The sequence below is a fragment of the Methylobacterium gregans genome (assembly GCF_022179245.1).
GTDB lineage: Bacteria > Pseudomonadota > Alphaproteobacteria > Rhizobiales > Beijerinckiaceae > Methylobacterium > Methylobacterium gregans.
Genome location: NZ_BPQM01000047.1, coordinates 33,215 through 51,745, shown reverse-complemented (window position 1 = coordinate 51,745; position 18,531 = coordinate 33,215). Strand labels below are relative to the sequence as shown.

The following is an 18,531-nucleotide window of genomic DNA, read 5'->3' as shown; positions in this document are numbered from 1 at the left end:
CGGACGGCTAGGCCCCTGCCTCGGGCAGTGCCGCCTTCCGGAATACGATGTCTCCCGGGGGGGCGCTGCGGAGGCACGGCCCGGGGTCCGGTCGGGGATCGGCCGCCGCATGGCGCAGGTATCCCGGGTCGAAACCGGCCGCCGCCTTTAGGGCGACTAGGTCCGGGATGACGACGCGGCGACCCCGGATCTCGATCAGCCCGCGCCTCCGCAGCGACCGCAGGGACCTGTTGACGTGGACGGACGTCATACCGGTCGCGTCGGCGAGGTCGACCTGTGTGAGGGGGAGGTCGAACCCGGCGTCGGAGACCAGCCCCACGGACCGGAGCCGCACCAGCAACTCGCACAGGATGTGGGCGAGGCGCCGCTCGCAGGGGCGCCGACCGATGTTCGCCAGCCATTGCCGCACCGTGGCGGCCTCCACCAGCGCGGCCAGGCGGAGCGCACGGGCGATGGCAGGGTGGTTGTCGAAGAGGTCCGCCACGGTTCGGGCCGGGATGTGCGCCACGCGACAGGAAGACAGGGTGCCGATGGCGTGGTCCATCGCGCCGAGCAGGGCGACGTCGAGGTCGCTGAAGTCGCCCGGGACGAGGAAGGCGAGCACCTGCCGGGCCCCGTCGGGCAGGATCTTGTAGCGGCAGGCCATGCCGTCGAGGACGAGGAACACGCCCCGGGGCGTGTCGCCCTCGCGGATGAGGTCCGTCCTACCGGGGATCGCGACGGGGTGGGCGGCGACCTGCGCCAGGAGGCGTCGGTCCTCGTCCGACAACGGCGACAGGGCGGCGAGCTTCCTCAGCAACGGGTGGTCTGGCATCGGTTCGGCGCCCCGTGGGACGTGTGCCCCGTAGGTGAGCTAGAGCGGACGAGGGCCTTTGGCATCGGCACGTGCGTCCCGCGGCGTCGCGACGGTGGCCGGCGTCGCCCCGGCCCGCTCCGGAGGCCGTCTCCCAATCAGTGTGGTCGGTCAAGACGATTGGGCTGTCAGGGCCCTACGCACGTGGAGCGGTGGTCACGAGGCGTTCAGGGCATGCGACCCGCACAGATGAACCGCCTGATGTCTGGCGGGGGGTTACGCAAGGCCCAATGACGCTGAGCCTTGACGCCAAAGGCGGGACGTGGGCCGTCGGCATAGGCAGATGCGCGGTCGCTAATGTGCTTCAACCTGCTGAGGTCGTGACCGCAGCTCAAAGATCCGCTTCTTCCTACCAAGCGGACGTCTCGGCCAGCAGGCTTGAGGGTCTGCAAGGGGTCAGGAGTTCGCGCTCCGATTGTTCTGCTGTGCGCCAGTTGCAGACCTTCAAGGTCGAAGAACCAAAGGTCCGCTGCCGACACTAGAGCGGGCTTTCGACGTCGTGGACTGGAAGCTTGCCGGTCATAGCGGCGCTGATGCATCGCCGCGTTTGCCGGGAGTATCGACGGTGCGGCGGGCGACGAAGCCGAGGGTCGAGCCCTGGACGATGATGGAGAATAGGACGACGGCGTAGGTCGCCGCGAGCAGCGCCGACTTGGGCTCGGTTTCCGGGATTGAGAGCGCCAGCGCGACCGAGATGCCGCCGCGCACGCCCGCCCAGGTCAGGAACGGCACGTTGCGCGCCGAGAGGCGGTCGCTCCACCGGAACAGGAGCAGGGGCACGGAGACTGCCACGCCGCGCCCCAGGATGACGAGCGGTACGGAAGCAGCCGCCAGCCACAGCGCCGAGGCGTCGAACCGCAGGACGAGCACCTCCAGGCCGATCAGCAGGAACAGCACCGAGTTGAGCACCTCGTCGACGAGGGTCCAGAGCGCGGAAACGTAGCCCTGCGTGCGCTCGCTCATGGCGTAGCGGGGCCCCCGCTCTCCGACCAGCAGCCCGGCCGCAACAACGGCGAGGGGACCGCTAGTGCCGAGCTTCTGCGCCAGTGCGTAGGTGCCGGTCACGAGCGCCAGCGTGATCAGCACCTCCACGGAAAAGTCGTCGATGGCGCGCATGGCCCGGTAGGCGACGTAGCCGGTGACGAGGCCAAGCAGGATACCACCGCCCGCCTCCACCAGCAGCAACTCGGCGATGCCGAGCGCGCCTCGCTCGCCGCCACCGCCAGCAGCAAACCCCAGGAGTACGGTGAACAGCACCACGCCGACGCCGTCGTTGAACAGCGCCTCGCCCTGCATCTCGACTTCAAGCGCCTGCGGCACCTGCACGTTCTTGAGCGTGGCGAGCACCGCGACGGGGTCGGTCGGGCTGATCAGAGCTCCGAAGACGAGGGCCCAGGAGAGCGGCAGCGCGTGTCCGAGCGCCTGGCTCATGCCCCAGACGGCAAGCCCCACCACCGCGGTCGAGACCGCCGTGCCAACGAGCGCCAGGGTCGCCACCGGCCAAGCGCGCTCTCGCAGGGCCTGGAGGTTGAGGTTGAGCGCGCCGGCGAACAGCAAGAAGGCCAGCATGCCGTTCATCACCACCTCGGTGAAGTCGATCTGCCGGAGCACTGTCGTGAGCGCCTCGTAGAGGTGCTGCTGCGGGAAGGCGAGGTCGAGCGCGACCAGCGCCAGCGAGGCCAGCAAGCCCATAACCAGCAGGCCGATGGCGTGCGGCAGGGGCAGGAAGCGACGGTTGAGCCAGCCGAACAGGGCCGAGAGCGTCAGAAGCAGGGCGGCGAGGTCGAAGATCGAGATCATGACGGCCTTCGCGCGGGTGGAGGGTCAGCTCCGCGAGCCGTCCCGTCCGGGAACTTTATCCACGAGATCTCCGGGCGTCCGCCGGTCGACATGGGAGGCGGAAACGCTGCGGTCGCTCGATGCCAGGCCGTCCGTCGCCAGGACCGTCCGCGCGGTCAGACCGGTCCAGGGCTGGACCGCTGGTGTGTCGCCGACCCGGTAAGCGGCTGCGGCCAGCATGGCCGCGCATACGGCAGTGGCGGTCAGGAGCGTCGTCAGGAGCCTCATGCAGGGGCAACCGGGCGCCAAGCTCGAGTGTTCCGCAGGGGCCTAGGCGCTCAATAGACGCCTTCATCGGGGATGTTCAGCGTGGTGCCGCAGGCCTTGCAATGAACGGCGTCCGGCTCGTGCCGCTGCAGGCCGCAGGTCGGGCAGGGGAATCGCACCTTGTAGGGCCGGAACAGAACCTGGGCGAGGCGCAGGAACAGCGTCACGCCGCAGATCATCACCACGACCGAGATCAGCCGCCCGCCCGTGCCCTGCAGAGTGATGTCGCCGTAGCCCGTCGTGGTCAGCGATGTCACCGTGAAGTAGAGCGCGTCGACGTAGTTGCCGATAGCCGGGTTCGTCCGGTGCTGCGTCGCGTAGACGATGCCGGTCATCACGAAGATGAACACCACGAGGTTGACCAGCGCGATGATCACCTCCTCGTTGCGGCGGAAGACCGGGAAGTCGGCGCGCAGACGGTCGAGCAATTGATAGGTCCGCAACAGGCGCAGCGTGCGCATGATGCGCAGGAAGCCCGCGCCCGTCCCCGCACCGACTAGGGGGGCGAGGAAGGAGGCGATGGCGGCTACGTCCGCCCAGGTCGTGGGTCGCAGGAACTCGCGCCATCGCCGCGGCGAGATGGCCAGGCGCGAGGCGAAGTCAGCGGCCACCGCCACGCCGATCACCACGTCGAGCCCCTCGACCAGCGGCTGCTGGGGCATGAACGAGGACAGGACGATGAACAGAAGCGTCGTGAGGTCAAAGACGAGCAAGAGGTAGCGGAACCGATGCGCGCGGTCGTTGTCGCCCTCGTACAGGTCGCGAAGCCTCTCGGTCAGGTGCGTCATGCGCAAAGGGATGGTCACTCGCGGGATCGGACGTCGAATTCCTACATCCGATACGGTTCCCGCAACACGATGCGAATGAGGCCTGTCCCGCTTCCCTGAGATCCAGGAATGCGCGGGTTGTGCCTGCCGGGCTCCGGTGCGATAGACCCGGGAGGGTGTGCGGTCCGGCAATAGGATCGGCAGGTCAAGCGTTGGTCGGGCCGCCAGCGCTGGAGACCTGTGCCCGTGTCGTTGCAGTCCCGCGTCGTTTCCTCGCGTGTCCGCCCCGTGTCGGCTCTGCGCACCTTGCTGACCGGCGAGGCGGGCGGCGGTCTCGTCCTGATGGCGAGCGCGGCGCTTGCGCTGGTGGTAGCGAACTCGCCTTTCGCCGGCACCTACTTCGCCGCGCTGAAGGCCTATCTCGGGCCACTCTCGGTGCTGCACTGGATCAACGACGCCCTGATGGTGGTGTTCTTCCTGCTCGTCGGGCTGGAGATCAAGCGCGAGATGCTGGACGGGCAGTTGCGCACCTGGCCCGACCGCGCGCTGCCTGGGCTCGCGGCGCTGGGCGGCATGGCGGCGCCAGCCCTAGTCTACGCTGCCGTGAACTGGCACTCGCCCGAGACCCTACGCGGCTGGGCGATCCCGGCCGCCACCGACATCGCCTTCGCGCTCGGCGTGCTGGCGCTGCTGGGATCGCGCGTGCCGGTCTCGCTCAAGGTGTTCCTGACGGCGCTCGCCATCATCGACGACCTCGGCGCGGTGCTCATTATCGCCCTGTTCTACACCGCCGACCTGTCGCTGCCGATGCTGGGCGGGGCGGCCGCCACGCTCGCGGTGCTCTACGGGCTGAACAAGGCTGGCGTGGCTCGGCTATGGCCCTACCTCGTGCTCGGCATCGTCCTCTGGTTCTTTGTGCTGAAGTCGGGCGTGCACGCCACGGTGGCGGGCGTGCTACTGGCCATGACCATCCCGCTCCGGCTGAGCGTCGGCAGGCCGGACGACCCGACCTCGCCGCTGCACATCCTCGAACACGCGATCCATCCCTGGTCGGCCTACCTGATCCTGCCGGTCTTCGGATTCGCTAACGCCGGCGTGTCGCTCGCCGGCTTCAACCCCCGCATGCTGCTCGACCCGGTGACGCTCGGCGTGGCGCTGGGGCTGCTCGTCGGCAAGCAGATCGGCGTGTTCGGCTTCGTGCTCGCCGCGGTGAAGCTCGGGCTGGCGCAGCGGCCGGCCCATGCAGGTTGGGGGCAGGTTTATGGCGTCTCGCTCCTGTGTGGCGTCGGCTTCACCATGAGCCTGTTCATAGGCCTGCTCGCCTTCGCGAACGCGCCCGCGCTGGAAGCCGAGGTCAAGGTCGGCGTGCTCACCGGCTCCATCGCCTGCATGCTGGCTGGTGCGTTCGTGCTGCTGGTCGCGCCCGCGGCGGAGCGGAACCGCGACCATACGGCAGAATGAATGCACTGCCTCCGCCGTTCCAGCAGGATCACGCGGCATCGCAGGAGAAGGCCCATGACCCACTTGGACAGGATGACCCGCCGTACCCGCATGAATGCCATCGAGCGTCAGGTACGCTCGAACATGCGCACGTCTGACGTCGTGCTGGCGGTCGCTGGCGTTGCCCTCCTCGCCGGCTTCTGCCTGCTGCTGCTCGCAAGCCTGATCGGCGACGCCCACAGTCTGGCCAGCGTATCGGCGCCCGCACTCGGCTGAACGTTATGCATGCGGTCGGGCTTGTTCCGGAAGGTCGCAACGGAACCGCCGCGCGACGAACACCGTGCTGAACTCGCCCCCGGAGGGATGACGAAGGAGGTAGGCCGATGCTCTTCGATGACTGGACGGGGCTCGGGCGCGTGCTCGTCGTGGGCCCGTTGGCCTATCTCTCGCTCGTTGTGATCCTGCGAGTTTCCGGCAAGCGTACGCTCACGAAGCTCAACGCCTTCGACCTCATCGTCACCGTGGCGCTCGGCTCGACGCTGGCGACGACCCTGCTCAGCAAGTCGGTCGCCCTCGCGGAAGGCGTCCTGGCGTTCGCCCTGCTCGTGTTCCTTCAGTTCGCCATCACCTGGCTCTCCGTCCGCTCCTCGACGGTAGGGCACTTGGTCAAGGGCGAGCCGACCCTGCTTCTTCATCGGGGGCAGTTCCTCGACCGTGCGCTGAGGGATCAGCGTGTGACCCGCGAGGAGGTGCTTGCGGCCTTGAGATCGCAAGGTGCCGTCGACGTGGCGTCAGTTGATGCGGTCGTGCTGGAGACGGACGGCTCCCTGAGCGTCATGACCGAAAAAACCGACACATCCGTCGAGAGTGGGACACTGCGCAACGTCGTTGGCGCCCCGCCCGGGTGATGCGTCGCACGACCCAACTGGGCTTGCATCAACGCGTCCTGAACATGTCACGCAGCCGATGCAACACGCGGAGCAGGCGGTCTTTCGAGCCTTCGGTCTCGGGAGGTGCCGTTACCGTCCGGCTCCTCGGAGGCGAAAGGCATCCCGCCACAAACCCGCAGCGGACGGTGACCTTGAAGACGGTGCAAGCGTAGATGTTTGGGGGCGCAGGGGGGCCGCTCCTCGTTGGGCCAGAAATAGCCGGATAGCGAGGCAGCGTAGTGAGCGTGACGGCAGCCAACAGCTTCACCGGGATGAGCAGGGTTCAACGTCAGGAGACATCAGGCGATGCGGCCAGGGTCCCGGGGCTTCGGCTGACGGTCTCGTGGCTCGGGCAATGCGCCGGGCATCGGCGATGAGGGCGCGCGTCAAGGCATGGGTCGAGTTCCTCGGCGACCAATTCTGGCTCCGGCCGGCCCTGGTCGTACTTGGCTGCATCGGCCTGGCGCAGTTTGCCGTCTGGCTGGAGACGGCGCGCATCGCGGGCTACGACGCCTCCTCGCCCGACGCGGACTGGGGATGGGCGGGAGGTGCCGAGGGTGCGCGGGCGCTGCTCAGCGCCGTTGCCTCCTCCACCATCGGGGTGGCGGGCACCACCTTCTCCATCACCATCGCGGCGCTGTCGCTCGCCTCGAACCAGATGGGGCCCCGGCTCCTGCGCAACTTCGTGCGTGACGCCCGAAACCAGGTTGTGCTCGGGATCTTTCTCGGCACCTTCGCCTACGCTCTTATGGTGCTGCGAACGGTCCGCACCGTCGAGGAGCAACCCTTCGTCCCCCACCTCGCCGTGTCGGGCGCCGTCGTCCTCGCTTTGGCCTGCCTGGGGACGCTGATCTGGTTCGTCCACCACATCGCGACGAGCATCAACGTCGAGACCGTGGTGGACGCCGTGCACCACGACCTATGCGAGGCGGTCCGGCGGCGCACCCTCGATGCGGCGGACCTGCGACGCCCCCTCGAAACACCGGAGTGTGGCGCTACGGCGGCCAAGGCGGAGGGCGGCTACCTGCAGGCCGTCGATGTCGGGAGCCTGGCGGATTGGGCGAGGGAGAACGGCGTCATGGTCTCGCTGCGCGCGCGGCCGGGCGATTACGTGCCGACAGGCTTTCCGGTCGCGTTCCTTTCCGCAGGCGTCGAGGGCGTTACCGACGCGGTCTCTCGGGCGCTGACATTCGGACGGCGCCCAGCAGCCCTGCAGGACCTCGAATACTCCGTGCGGCAACTCGTGGAGATTGCGGTTCGGGCCCTCTCGCCCGGGATCAACGATCCGATGACCGCGGGAAGCGTGCTCGACCACCTGGGCGACGCCCTCTGCCGCATCGCGCCGCGTCACCTACCCACCGGTACGGTCGCGCGCGATGGCCGCGTCGTGCTCATCCAGCCCGTAACCGACTACGCCGGGTTGTGCGACGCGATGTTCCTCCTCATCCGCCAGAACGCCTCCGGCTCGGTGCACGTCCTCGCACGCATGCTCGACGTGCTCGCCCGGGTTGCCGAGGTGGAGCGTCTGACCGACCGGCTCGCCGTGCTGCGCCGCCACGCCGACCTCGTCGCGGCCGCAGCGCAGCGAGACGTCTCCGATCCGCATGACTTGGCCGATCTGGTGGAACGTCATGCCAGGTTCGTCAAAGCGCAAACCCGGGATGGTTTCGTCGGCCCTTAGTACACCGGCCAGCGTCGCTACCCGTATGACGCGCCGCATCAGTCCTTTCGACGAAGGCGGTAGACCGTCTCGCCGGCTGTGGCGGGATGCTGTGAGATTACGATGACAGAATTGAGGTGGCAAGTGCTGCGCCGAAAGCGATGATAACCAAACAGTTTGCGGGATAATAGAGTTGCGCCTTATCGTCTCTAAAGAAGTCCAAATGTGTTTCGCTCTTCAGTGGGCGCAGCAAACAGGACAAGCCCGATACCGACAGCCAGGAGCAACGGCCCTAGGGTCGAGACTCGATCAGCACCAGAAGGCGATGACGGCTGCGAGCGCGAGGGCGGAATCGTAGTTGCGGGCGAGCTTGTCGTAACGGGTTGCGATGCGGCGGAAGTCCTTGAGGCGGTTGAAGGTCGCCTCGATGCGCCAGCACTCGCGGTAGCGGCGCGTGTCGTGGCGGATCTTCCGCTTTCGGCCGCGCTTGCCTGGGATGACGGGCGTGATGCCTGCTTCCCGCAGATCGGTGCGCAGCCAGTCGGCGTCGTAGCCTTTGTCGGCGGCCAGACGGCGGATGCGGCCGGGCGCCTCGGCCAGCACGGCGGGCGCGGTCGTCACGTCGCTGGCGTTGCCTGGCGTCAGCAGAAGGACGCCGGGGCGGCCGAGGACGTCGGTGAGCGCGTGGACCTTGGTCGTCTGGCCGCCGCGCGACGGGCCGATGGCCTGCGTGCGAGCCCCCCTTTGCCACCGTGGGCGGAGCGGTGGGCCCGGACATAGGTGCTGTCGAGGGCGGCCGCGTCCCCAGCCCATCCAGCCTTGGCCAGGGCGGCCAGCATCGCGCGCCAGAAGCCGCGGCGGGACCACCTGTTGAAGCGGTTGTAGACCGTGGTGGACGGGCCGTAGGTATCCGGGCAGTCGCACGAGCGGCAGCCTGCGCTGATCACGTGCAGGATGCCGGAGATGATCCGCCGGTCGTCCTTGCGCTCGGGTCCGGGCTGATTGCGGGGCAGGAACGGCTCGATCGCCGCCCACTGCTCATCCGAGAGCCAGAACAGATCCGCCACCGCCGCCTCCGCGCTGCAAACGGCGGCCTCGAATCACAAAACTACAGCCCACGCAACACCTTGATGCGGTTTTGACCCTAGCAACAGGCTTATACGTCATCGACTCTGCGCAGAATAATGGACATCCCGGAAGGGGGGCACGTCTCCCTGTTCAAGAATCGGTCCGCCCCTCATGGCCGGTCGGTCCAGCCACGTGCAAGAGGAAGCACGGCACCCGCCACGAACCCGGAAATGAGGACGATGTACTGAGCGTGCCGATAGCCGGCCTGGCTCAGCAGGACCACCGCGCAGGCGGAGATCAGAAAGACCCCGAGCCCCATGGCCAAGGTTGAACGGCTCACCGCCAGCATCCCTTCGCGCTCGGATGGCTAGTGCAGGCTCCTGACAGCACACTTGGCGATGTTCGGCCTGGGCCGGTTGCCCGGGCGCGCACGGGAACCCGCCGACTGGTCCGAACCATGCGCCGCCGGCTGTCCCGCTAGGTGCCGGGCCTTCGTGCCCACGCTCCTACCTTAGCGCAGCGCGAGCGCGTCGAGCCAGCCCTGGGCGGCGGCGTAGCGGATGATCTCGGCCCGCGTCCTTAGGCCGAGCTTCTCGGCTGCCCGAGCCTTGTAGGTCTCGACGGATTTCACGCTCAGGTCGATGCGGCGCGCGATCTCCTTGTTGCTGAAACCCTGCGCGATCAGCCGCAGCACCTCCATCTCGCGCGGGCTCAGCGCCTCCCCGGCCTCGCCTGGGCCTGGGCCGCCGACCGAGGAGGGGTCCGCCAAGGCGTGGCCCGCGATGGACGGGTCGAGGTAGATGCCGCCGGAGGCGACGGCGCGGACCGCTCGCAGCAGGTCATCGGCCGCCGAGCGCTTCAGGAGATAGCCGCGCGCGCCCGCCCTGAGGAGCGGCTGGACGTAGGCCGCATCCTCGTGAACCGTCAGCACGAGCACCCGCGTCCCCGGGCATTCGCCCGCCACCCGCTCCGCCAGTTCGAGCCCGTTGAGCCCGGGCATGGAGACATCGACGACCGCCACATCGGGACCCGCGGAATGGATCATGGGTAGGGCGTCGCTGCCGCTGGTGGCCTCGCCGACGAGCTCGATCTCCGGGTCGGCGTTCAGCAGCGTCCGGATGCCCGCCAGCACGATGGGGTGGTCGTCGGCGAGGGCGACGCGGATGCGGTCCATGGGGTGGTCTCCTCGAAGCCTCATGTCGGCTGCGGAACGGGGATGTTGACGAACAACGTGGTGCCGACGTCCGGGGACGCCTCCAGAGTGAGCGTGCCGCCAAGGAGTGACAAGCGCTCGCGGATGCCGGACAGGCCCAGCCGCGGCTTGGCCGGCGCGTCGTTCGTGGGCACCCGGGCCGCCTCCTCGACGTCGAAGCCAACGCCGTCGTCCTCGATGATGACCCGCATCACGTCGGCACGATGCTCGACCGAGACACTGACGGTCGCGGCACGGGCGTGCTTGAGGACGTTGGTGAGCGCCTCCTGCACGATTCGGTAGACGGCGGTCTCGACCGCCGCCGGGACTCGTGCGGCCTCGCCCAGGAATTCGAGGTCGGCCCGAATGTCGTGGCGCCGGCTCCAACCGCGCAGCAGGGTCGCGAGCGCCTCGCGCAGGCCGAGGTCGTCGAGGGCGGTCGGGCGCAAATCGACGGCGGCGCGGTGGATGTCCCGCCCGATCTCGCCCGCGAGCGCCTGGAGCCACTGCACCTGGCGGCCGGCCTCGTCCGCTTCGCCGCCCGCGAGGAGGCGCTCCAGGCTCTTCAGGCCGAGCGATAGGCCGGTGACCGTCTGGCCAACTTGGTCGTGAAGCTCGCGCGCGATCCGGCGCTGCTCGTTCTCCTGCGCCTCGCCGAGACGCCTGAGCAGTTCGAGCCGCTCCGCTTCGGCGCGCTTGCGCGGCTCGATGTCCGAGACGACGCCGTAGATCAGCCCGGGAGGCTTCTCGTTGTGCAGCTTGGGTGCACGCCCCGCGAGGCGGACCCAGCGCACGCGGGGGCCGGCCTCGACGACGCGGAATTCCACGTCCATCGGCGCCCCGTCCGCCAGGCTCCGCCGGAGCGCCTCGGCGAGACGCTCGCGGTCGTCGGCGTCGACCGCCTCCAGGACCTCGTGCACGTCCGCCTCGGTCTCGCGCCCCTCGGCGACGTCCGTCCCCCATCCCAGCAGCCGGGCCGCGCGTGCGGACGCGGTCACCCGTTCACGAACCGTATCCCAGCGCAGGGTGCCGAGCTCCGCTGCCTCGGCCGCCACCGCGCCCTGCTCCTCGCTCGACCGGAGGGCCAGGGCGAAGCGCGCCTGCTCGCCCGCCCGGCGCTGCGCCATATCGCGGCCCACCAGACCGACCAGCGCCAGCGCGAGGCCGATACTGAGGATGCTGCCGCCAGCGAGCACGGCGTAGGAGCGCGAGACCGGCGCGTTCAGGGTGGCGACGGGCATGCCGAAATGGACCGACCAGCCGCCCGTATCCTTCAGGGTCCGATAGACGACCTCGACGTTCGACCCTTCCAAGGTCGGTCCTGTGTAGAAGCCCTGCGGCGCCCGACGGATGGCGGCCTGGAGCGCGGGGTTCGCCGGGTGGCCGAGTTCCTCCACCTCGGCGCGGGTACGCGCGATGGTGTTCCCGTCCGCATCCACGATGGTCCCGACCCAGCCCTCCGGCGCGCCGGCGTCGCGCAGGATCGAGCTCACCGCGTTGGTGGCGAGCCGGACCGAGAGCACGTAGCGAAGCTGCCCGTCCCGGATGACGGGCACCCGCAGGGCGACGAGACGCTTGCCCGAGACCGGGCCGGCCGGGCCGATGCCGCCGATCACCGGGCGCCGCGTCCGGACGACCTCATCGAAGCTCCTGCGGTCGGCGGTCGGGCCGAGTTCCTCGTCGAGGGAGCGAAGCAGGTTGACGACCTGTGCGCCATCGGGCCCGGCGAGTTCGACGGTCGCCCAAAGGGGATGCGCCTGACGGAGCCGCTCGGCCTCGGCGTAGAACGCGGCGAGGTCCGGCCGGTCGAGGGTGGCCGAGGCGGCCTCGGCTTCGAGAACCGCGACCTGCGCGGCGATGTCGGAGGCGACGCGCTCGGCCACGCGGGTGGCGCTGGCCACGGCGGCGTTGCGGGCGAGGTCGCGCTGCTGCTGCGCCATCAGGGTGGCGACCCAGCCACTGAGCAGCAGCACGGGGATGGCCGCCGCGAACGCCAGCGCGACGAAGGTGCGACGACTGCCGCGGCTCAACTGGTTCTCGGGGGCTTGCGTGGCGTCGGATCGCCGTTCGGTCATGCGCGCGTGCTCGGACGGGCATGCCGTCGGCGTTGCGGGACCGGCTCGCGGGAACGCCTCCGACGGCCAAGCCCGCCTATGATTGTCTCCCGACCGCGGCGCGGCCGGGTGGTCCGAGACCCTAGTGCCGGCACCGCCGGCTAGCCAGTCTCCGACGCGGGAGCGGGAAGGTCGGGCTCGAAGGCGGGCTCCAGTGTGGCGAAATCCTCGGCATCGCCCAAGAGGCGTCTGCCGGAGGCGATGACCTGGAGCGTCTGTCGGTCGCCGCGTGCCTCGCGCACGACCTGCTCCATGTCGCGCAGCCGCGCAATCAGGTTCGGCGGCGTCGCCGTACGGTCGGCCAGATGAGCCTGGACCAGGAGCGTGGTCACCCTTTCGGGTCGTCCGAGTGGGAGAGCCGACGGTGCCTTCGAGGACCTGCGCTCCATGCGTGCGCTCCAAGTCTTTTCGCTCGAACATCCGGCGGCCTGCCGCCATGGCGACGCCTCGCCGTCAGGCGGTCGCCAGCGACGCGGAAGGGTCCACCATGCCGTTCACGGCGTCGAGCTCCCTCGCCCCGGGCGCTATCCGCGCCGGATGGGGCATTCTGGCCACGAACTCCCAGGACGAGCCGTCGTAGCCTTCGAACCATGCCCTGCGTTCGCGGGAGTCGCCGGGATAAGGGCAAGCATCTCTCGGGCGACCGATTGCCCGAGCGCGGGAGCCTTGCTTGATGATGTCCATGAGCATGCGCGCTAATCTTTCCGTTAGCTCGAATCTTTGTCCAGCCAAGGTAAGTAGCGTTCAACTCAAGTCACCCGGCAAGCGGTTTCGGCCCTGTATGCCGTTCTCACCGACGCGTGTCAGGTTTATCCCGACACGCGCTGGGGTCGATGAGGATTGTCCGTTATGCCGTTATGGGTCGCACCCTGTTTCCGGAGCCAGCCGCTTGACGGCAAGGGCCGAGGATGCCGGCCCCTGCCCGCTGGAGGTCAGGTGTTCTTTTTGTTGTACTTGAACTCGGGCGCATTCTTCAGCGCGTCCTTGTCGGCGTCGACCATTGCCTTCAGCTCCCCATTCGCACGATGCAGGAAGATCGAAGAGGGGTCGACCAGGACATAGCGCTCGCCCATGCCGAGGAAGCCGCCGACGCTGACGACGACGCCGGTCACCGTCTTGCCGTTCTCGATGACGAGATCCTCGACTTGTCCGACCGTCTCGTTCTGCTTGTTGTAGAGGTTCTTGCCGACAAGCTTGGACGAGGTCACTTCGGCCGGCTTGGCGGAGACGAACTTGATCTTGGCGGTCGCGGTGTCGGCCATCGTCATGCCGCCCGCGCCGGCGGTGGTTGCGCCCGCATTGTTCGGGCTCGCCGGCATTGCCGTTCCGGCGGGCGGTGCCGCCATTGGCTTCGCCTGAGCGTCGGCGGGCTGCGCCGCGCTCTTGTCCTGTGCGAGGGCGGGGGGCGCGAGGAGCGCGCCCGCGAGCAGGGTGCTGGCGATAACGTATTGCATGGGATCGTCCTTCCGATACTTGCAATTCCGAGCCGGCATCGACCACCGAATGCCGGGGTTGATCGCGTAATCGATGGATGCGGGCCGGACGTGCCGGATCCGCATCCGGGTGTTGGGTGCTGGGTGCCGTTGAAGCCAGGCGAGCATTGGCTCGACGTGCTTCTCGGTCTTGACCGAGCTCTTAGAAGCCGCAGCCGTAGTAGGGCCGACGAACCCCGTAGCCGACGCCATATCCGACCGGAGCGTAGCGGTAGCCGTACCCGTAGGATCGGCCGTATGTCGGCCCGTAATAGGCTGGCCGGACTGCGGCTGCGGCTAGGCCCAGCCCAACGCCGGTCGCCAAGCCAAGGCCGGGATAGCCGCGCCGGTAGCCGTAATGGCGATGGTGATGCCGGTAGCCGTAGCGCGAGGACCGGAAGCCGACGCCGCGGTAATAGCCGCGAGACCGGCGATAGTGCGGGCGGAAGCCTGTCGCCCTGTAACGGCGAACGCCGTGTCGTGCGCCCCTCAGGGCGCCGTGCGTGACGTGATGATTGCCGTGGTGGAAACCATGGCCCCTGCCATGGGGCCGTGCCTCGCTCGACGGCGCAAAAAGGACAAGGCTCGACATCGCCGCGAGGGCGATTGCAAGACGTCTCATGAGCTCAACTCCATGGTGGCCGTAGTGGGATCATGCGGCGCGGGTCGATGACTGGCCCGGCCGCACGGCGGCGATGGTTCGGACCGCGGTGCCAAGGCTGCCCGGGCGCGGCGGTCGAGACCGGGAGTGGGCTTGGCTGTCCCAGTCGGAACGGATGTTTCGGTAAGTGCCCATGTGAGGGCGCCTGTCCTCCCTTCCGTCCTGACCGTCATCTGTGGCGAGGAGGGCCGACCAGCAGTCGGAGAAACCGGCAGCCGTGTCGGGGTCGCCCCGACATGCCGCAACAGTCCGTCCAGGTTAGCTTGGCGGTTCGGACCCCGAGCGCGCGGGGCCGCGGAGGCGAGGCGGCGAGGTCGCACCATAAGGGGGGACTGCATGAGGATGGCATTCGCTCGGACGGCGCGGACGTGGCAACGACGGCTCGGTGGTTCACAGACGCCACGGGCCGCCGGGATAACCGGACCTCGTCCGTCCCTGCCGCGGGAACGAACCATCGAGGACTGGGCCCGGTTCGGCGGTGGCCTGACCACGTCCGATCTTGCCGAACACCACCGCTTCGCCCCGTTTGCGTGGGACGGCGTCCGAGCGCGATACTCGGCCCATGTCATGCCGCCATCAGCTTGACGCTCCGCCGGAATGCCTTCCCGGGGAGGCACCCTCGGGTTGCCGCTAGAGCTGTTGCCGATCATGTTGGATCGTATGCGTCGTATCCTGCCGCTGTGAGGCAGTTTCGGCAGGCGTTTGGAGTGAGGCTGTGGAAGGCCGATCGGATGGCCGCTTTCAGATCGGGAAGCGTCCGCGCGGCGGCTTTGCGCAGGTCAGCTTTGAGTTTGGCGAAGACCTGCTCGATCGGGTTGAAGTCGGGCGAGTAGGGCGGAAGGTAGAGCAGCTTGGCGCCCACTGCCTGGATCGCTTCGCGCACGCCGGCCACCTTGTGAGCGCCAAGGTTGTCCATGATCACCGTGTCACCTCGCTTCAGCACGGGCACCAGGGTGTCGGTGACGTAGGCCCGGAAGCGCCCGCCATTGGTGGCCCCATCGAACAGGGCCGTGGCCGTCACTCCGCTCGTGCGCAAGGCGGCGGTGACGGTGGTCGTCTTCCAATGATGGGGTGGACGCCCCCGACGGCATCGACGTGCCAAGGTGGTGGTGTTGAGAACCACCGGAGGGAGGCGTCCGTGACAGAGGTGAGCACCATCGGCCTGGATCTGGCTAAGAACGTTTTCCAGGTGCATGGCGCGAATGCCACCGGTGCGCCCGTGTTTCGCAAGAAGCTGCGACGCGATCAGGTTCTGGCTTTCTTCGCGGCCCAACCCTCTTGCCTTGTCGCCATGGAGGCCTGCCCCGGCGCGCATCACTGGGGTCGGGTGATCAGCAAGCTCGGCCACACGGTGAAGCTGATCGCGCCAGCCTACGTGAAGCCTTTCGTCAAACGGCAGAAGAACGATGCTGCCGATGCCGAGGCGATCTGCGAGGCCGCGCAGCGTCCGACGATGCGCTTCGTCGCCGTGAAGAGCGAGGCCAAGCAGGCCTCCGCAGTGATCTTCCGGACCCGCGACGTGCTGGTCGGCCAGCGCACCCAACTGATCAACGCGATCCGTGGCCATCTCGCCGAGTACGGTCTGATTGCGCCGCAGGGCCCCTTCCATGTCGAGCGACTGATCGCGCAGATCGAGGATCCCGACTCGGATATTCCTGTCGCTGCCCGTGCCTGCCTCGCCGTGCTCGTCAGCGCACTCCGCCATCTGCAGGAACAGACCGCAGCGCTCGACGCCGAGATTGCCAAGCGCGCCAAGGACGACGAGACGGCGCGGCGGCTGATGAGCGTGCCCGGTATCGGCCCGCTGATCGCCACGGCCATCGAGGCCTTGGCCCCGCCGACCGAGACATTCCGTTCGGGTCGTGACTTTGCTGCTTGGGTCGGGCTGACGCCCGTGCAGCGCTCGACCGGTGGTAAGGAGCGGCTCGGTCGCACCTCGCGCATGGGCGAGCGGACGCTGCGACGCCTGCTCATCATCGCGGCCAGCGCGGTCGTACGTTGGGCCAAACGCAAGGGCGTGCCGGCCGAGTCGTGGCTAGGCCGGATGCTGACGCGCAAACCGCCGATGCTGGTTATCGTGGCCGTGGCGAACAAGAACGCGCGCATCGCGTGGGCCCTTCTGACGAAGGGCGGGATCTACCGAGCTCCGGCCGCTACCGCGTAGGCGGGGCGGACGCGAGGCTGTCGGAGGGCGTGAGGAGGTCGAAGGACAAGTATGGCGCAACGTCGGTGAGGCGGGGTTGGGAGAACCAGGCGCATGGGCAGTGCTTCGAGCACGTTCCAATGATGTGGTCCCGACCCTCGCACTCCCATACGGGCCCGCGGCGCATGAACAGCCGCATCAAAGGCCGGACACATGGCAGCACCCGATCACGCGCAGCGCCTGTCCAGAGATTTTGCTTGCACCCGAAGGGGCGTCCACACATGCCCATGCGGAACCGCGACGCGGCAGCGCTCGCCGCGCGCAGCCCAGCCGTAGCGGCGCACCATGTGGGTGGTGGTCGCCGTCTCGTCGAGGAAGACGAGGGTGTCGGGATCGAGTTCGTCCTAAGCCTCGAACCAGTCCTCGCGCTCGGCCCTCACGTCCGGCCGCTGCTGCTCGGCGGCGTGGAGCGTGTTTTTTTGTGCGTGATGCGGTGGCGCTTGAAGAAGCGCGACAGGCCGCTCTCGCTGGTGGCGATGCCGCGCTCGGCCAGCAGGGCGCGCAACGCCGAGAGGATCAGGGTCGGCTGCTCCGCGCGCAGGCGCAGGATCAGGTCGGCATGGGCTTCCACGTGCTGCGAGCGCCGGTCGCCGCCCTGCGGCTTGGCCGCCACCCGGCCCTCCCGCTCGAAGCTCTCCTGCCAGCGAATGGCGCTGGCGGGACTGACCCCGAACCGCTCGGCCGCCTGACGGCGCGAGGCGCCCTCGGACACGGCCTTCACGACCCGCTCACGCAGATCCGATGACAATGGTGACCCCTGTGATCCTCCTGTCGAGGATCACAGGGAATCAGATCACGTCGCGCCAAGGAACCCCAACCGACTCACAGCGGTCGGCAACAGCTCTAGTGGCGGCGTTGGCCCAGCGAACTGCCTCGACCGGCGAACGACAACGGCGGAGGGGCAATCACCTGGGCGCTCATGGCCGCGGGCGGTGCACTGGTGGGCGCCTTCAGCGTAATCGCTCTCCTGACCATGCTCGTGCCCTGACCCGTTCGAGGTTCGCCGGGAATGGGACTTCACCCCAACTGCCCAGCACACGAACGAGACGACAGGAGGCTGGCCTTGCCGCGCCCGCTGAGCCGATCCCGCCACGTGAGGCAACTCGCATTCGGGGGCGCTGACCGCGCCCCCCGAACCTCGGATCTCGTCCTCGGGATCGTCGCCGCGGCGTTACTTGCCAGCTACTGTCTCCTGATGGCAGCCGGGCTACTCCAGGGCATGCCGGGGGCCACAGGCTGACGACCGCCTCCGGCGGCTCCAGGTCACCTCGGCGGCGTACGACCGCCGAGGCTCGTTGTTTGTTCCGGGCGAGGCCCCGCTCACTGTCCCGCGGGCTTGCTGGCGGGAGCCGTGTCGGTGCCCGCCGGCGCGGCGGGCGGAACCGGGTTAGCCGGGGCGGTTGCGGCGCTCGACGCGGGCGGGTTGGCCGGCGGGGCTTCCGCCTTCTTCTCATCCTTGCAAGCGGTGAGCGCGATCAAGCCGACGAGCGGCAGCAGGGTGCGCATGCGCATGGGGGCTCTCCGATTTTCTTCCTGGGCTGTTAAGGGACATTCACCTCGCGCGCGAGGCCGGTCAGGCACCTGCGTGCCCGCCCCGTGTCACGGACAAGGGTGGCGGGCGCCGTCGTTGCCTAGGTAAGTGCCGCTCGCGGCGTCATAGGAGCGGAAGCGGCGGGCGCATGCCGCGACTACTTCGGCATCCGCGGCACCTTGGGCTGCCTGCGCCTGCGAGTTGGCGATGGCACCCCCGATGATCGCACCTGCGGCGAGACCCGCCGCGCCCGCGCCGATGGCCGCGCCCACACCTGGTCCGCGTCGATAGCCATACCCCCGGCGGAAGCGATGGGGCCGGTGCCCGAAGCGGCGGTACTGGACGTAACTCGTCGTCAGGTCGCCGGAGGATAGGGCCTCGACGGGACCGGCGGGCGGACCGGCGGCGGCCGGATGGGCAAGGAGAAGGCATGGAATGGCGACGGCGAGGATGAGCGAGAACTTCATGCTGGACAGGTACCTTCCGTTACGTGGTCTGAGCGAACCGATGGTCTCACGGAACCGGTGAAGCTCCG

Annotated in this window: 18 protein-coding genes and 2 pseudogenes; 5 read left to right on the top strand and 15 right to left on the bottom strand. The window is 68.5% G+C overall.

The window, feature by feature from the left end:
* Positions 1-7: 7 nt before the first annotated feature.
* The 3 genes from MFF54_RS10845 to MFF54_RS10835 form a co-directional block, all read right to left on the bottom strand.
* Positions 8-814: a Crp/Fnr family transcriptional regulator gene (locus MFF54_RS10845; protein ID WP_238302750.1), complete on the bottom strand. Its 807-nt coding sequence runs from the start codon at positions 812-814 to the stop codon at positions 8-10.
* A gap of 558 nt (positions 815-1,372) precedes the next feature.
* On the bottom strand, positions 1,373-2,653 hold the full coding sequence (locus MFF54_RS10840; RefSeq protein ID WP_238302749.1) for a cation:proton antiporter: 1,281 nt from the start codon (positions 2,651-2,653) through the stop codon (positions 1,373-1,375).
* A 317-nt stretch (positions 2,654-2,970) separates the two neighbouring features.
* Positions 2,971-3,747 (bottom strand): potassium channel family protein, encoded by a 777-nt coding sequence (locus MFF54_RS10835; protein WP_238302748.1) that lies wholly within the window; start codon positions 3,745-3,747, stop codon positions 2,971-2,973.
* Positions 3,748-3,972: 225 nt separating this feature from the next.
* On the opposite strand from MFF54_RS10835, the gene nhaA reads away from it, so the two are divergent.
* From nhaA to MFF54_RS10815, 4 genes are all read left to right on the top strand, one after another.
* Positions 3,973-5,187, top strand: a complete 1,215-nt coding sequence (nhaA, locus tag MFF54_RS10830; RefSeq protein ID WP_238302747.1) for a Na+/H+ antiporter NhaA — start codon at positions 3,973-3,975, stop codon at positions 5,185-5,187.
* Between the two features lie 54 nt (positions 5,188-5,241).
* Positions 5,242-5,442 (top strand): hypothetical protein, encoded by a 201-nt coding sequence (locus MFF54_RS10825; RefSeq protein WP_238302746.1) that lies wholly within the window; start codon positions 5,242-5,244, stop codon positions 5,440-5,442.
* A gap of 107 nt (positions 5,443-5,549) precedes the next feature.
* On the top strand, positions 5,550-6,074 hold the full coding sequence (locus MFF54_RS10820) for a DUF421 domain-containing protein (protein ID WP_238302745.1): 525 nt from the start codon (positions 5,550-5,552) through the stop codon (positions 6,072-6,074).
* Positions 6,075-6,468: 394 nt separating this feature from the next.
* Positions 6,469-7,776, top strand: coding sequence for a DUF2254 domain-containing protein (locus MFF54_RS10815; RefSeq protein WP_238302744.1), 1,308 nt, complete (start codon positions 6,469-6,471; stop codon positions 7,774-7,776).
* Positions 7,777-8,064: 288 nt separating this feature from the next.
* On the opposite strand, the gene MFF54_RS10810 is transcribed toward MFF54_RS10815, so the two are convergent.
* The 9 genes and pseudogenes from MFF54_RS10810 to MFF54_RS10770 all read right to left on the bottom strand — a co-directional run.
* A protein-coding gene (locus tag MFF54_RS10810; RefSeq protein ID WP_238302743.1) for an IS5 family transposase occupies positions 8,065-8,822 on the bottom strand; the annotation gives its coding sequence in 2 pieces (ribosomal slippage) (positions 8,065-8,492 and positions 8,492-8,822; 759 coding nt in all).
* 170 nt (positions 8,823-8,992) lie between these two features.
* Complete coding sequence (locus MFF54_RS10805) at positions 8,993-9,172, bottom strand: hypothetical protein (protein WP_238302742.1); 180 nt, start codon at positions 9,170-9,172, stop codon at positions 8,993-8,995.
* A 162-nt stretch (positions 9,173-9,334) separates the two neighbouring features.
* Entirely contained in the window at positions 9,335-9,997 is a 663-nt protein-coding gene (locus MFF54_RS10800; protein WP_238302741.1) for a response regulator transcription factor, read from the bottom strand.
* Positions 9,998-10,017: 20 nt separating this feature from the next.
* Complete coding sequence (locus MFF54_RS10795) at positions 10,018-12,090, bottom strand: sensor histidine kinase (RefSeq protein WP_238302740.1); 2,073 nt, start codon at positions 12,088-12,090, stop codon at positions 10,018-10,020.
* A gap of 140 nt (positions 12,091-12,230) precedes the next feature.
* Positions 12,231-12,461: a hypothetical protein gene (locus tag MFF54_RS10790; RefSeq protein WP_238302739.1), complete on the bottom strand. Its 231-nt coding sequence runs from the start codon at positions 12,459-12,461 to the stop codon at positions 12,231-12,233.
* Between the two features lie 121 nt (positions 12,462-12,582).
* A complete protein-coding gene (locus MFF54_RS10785) occupies positions 12,583-12,813 on the bottom strand; it encodes a ribosome modulation factor (RefSeq protein WP_306423956.1) in 231 nt (76 codons plus the stop codon).
* Positions 12,814-13,061: 248 nt separating this feature from the next.
* Positions 13,062-13,583, bottom strand: coding sequence for a PRC-barrel domain-containing protein (locus MFF54_RS10780; protein ID WP_238302737.1), 522 nt, complete (start codon positions 13,581-13,583; stop codon positions 13,062-13,064).
* 181 nt (positions 13,584-13,764) lie between these two features.
* Positions 13,765-14,223, bottom strand: coding sequence for a hypothetical protein (locus MFF54_RS10775; RefSeq protein ID WP_238302736.1), 459 nt, complete (start codon positions 14,221-14,223; stop codon positions 13,765-13,767).
* Positions 14,224-14,908: 685 nt separating this feature from the next.
* Positions 14,909-15,355, bottom strand: a pseudogene (locus tag MFF54_RS10770) (IS630 family transposase); the annotation flags it as partial.
* Between the two features lie 45 nt (positions 15,356-15,400).
* On the opposite strand from MFF54_RS10770, the gene MFF54_RS10765 reads away from it, so the two are divergent.
* A complete protein-coding gene (locus MFF54_RS10765; RefSeq protein WP_238302735.1) occupies positions 15,401-16,426 on the top strand; it encodes an IS110 family RNA-guided transposase in 1,026 nt (341 codons plus the stop codon).
* A gap of 233 nt (positions 16,427-16,659) precedes the next feature.
* Here MFF54_RS10765 and MFF54_RS10760 read toward each other — a convergent pair.
* From MFF54_RS10760 to MFF54_RS10750, 3 genes and pseudogenes are all read right to left on the bottom strand, one after another.
* A pseudogene (locus tag MFF54_RS10760) lies at positions 16,660-17,213 on the bottom strand (IS630 family transposase); the annotation flags it as partial.
* 572 nt (positions 17,214-17,785) lie between these two features.
* Positions 17,786-17,977, bottom strand: a complete 192-nt coding sequence (locus MFF54_RS10755; RefSeq protein ID WP_238302734.1) for a hypothetical protein — start codon at positions 17,975-17,977, stop codon at positions 17,786-17,788.
* An 87-nt stretch (positions 17,978-18,064) separates the two neighbouring features.
* Positions 18,065-18,463 (bottom strand): BA14K family protein, encoded by a 399-nt coding sequence (locus MFF54_RS10750; RefSeq protein ID WP_238302733.1) that lies wholly within the window; start codon positions 18,461-18,463, stop codon positions 18,065-18,067.
* Between the last annotated feature and the right edge of the window lie 68 nt (positions 18,464-18,531).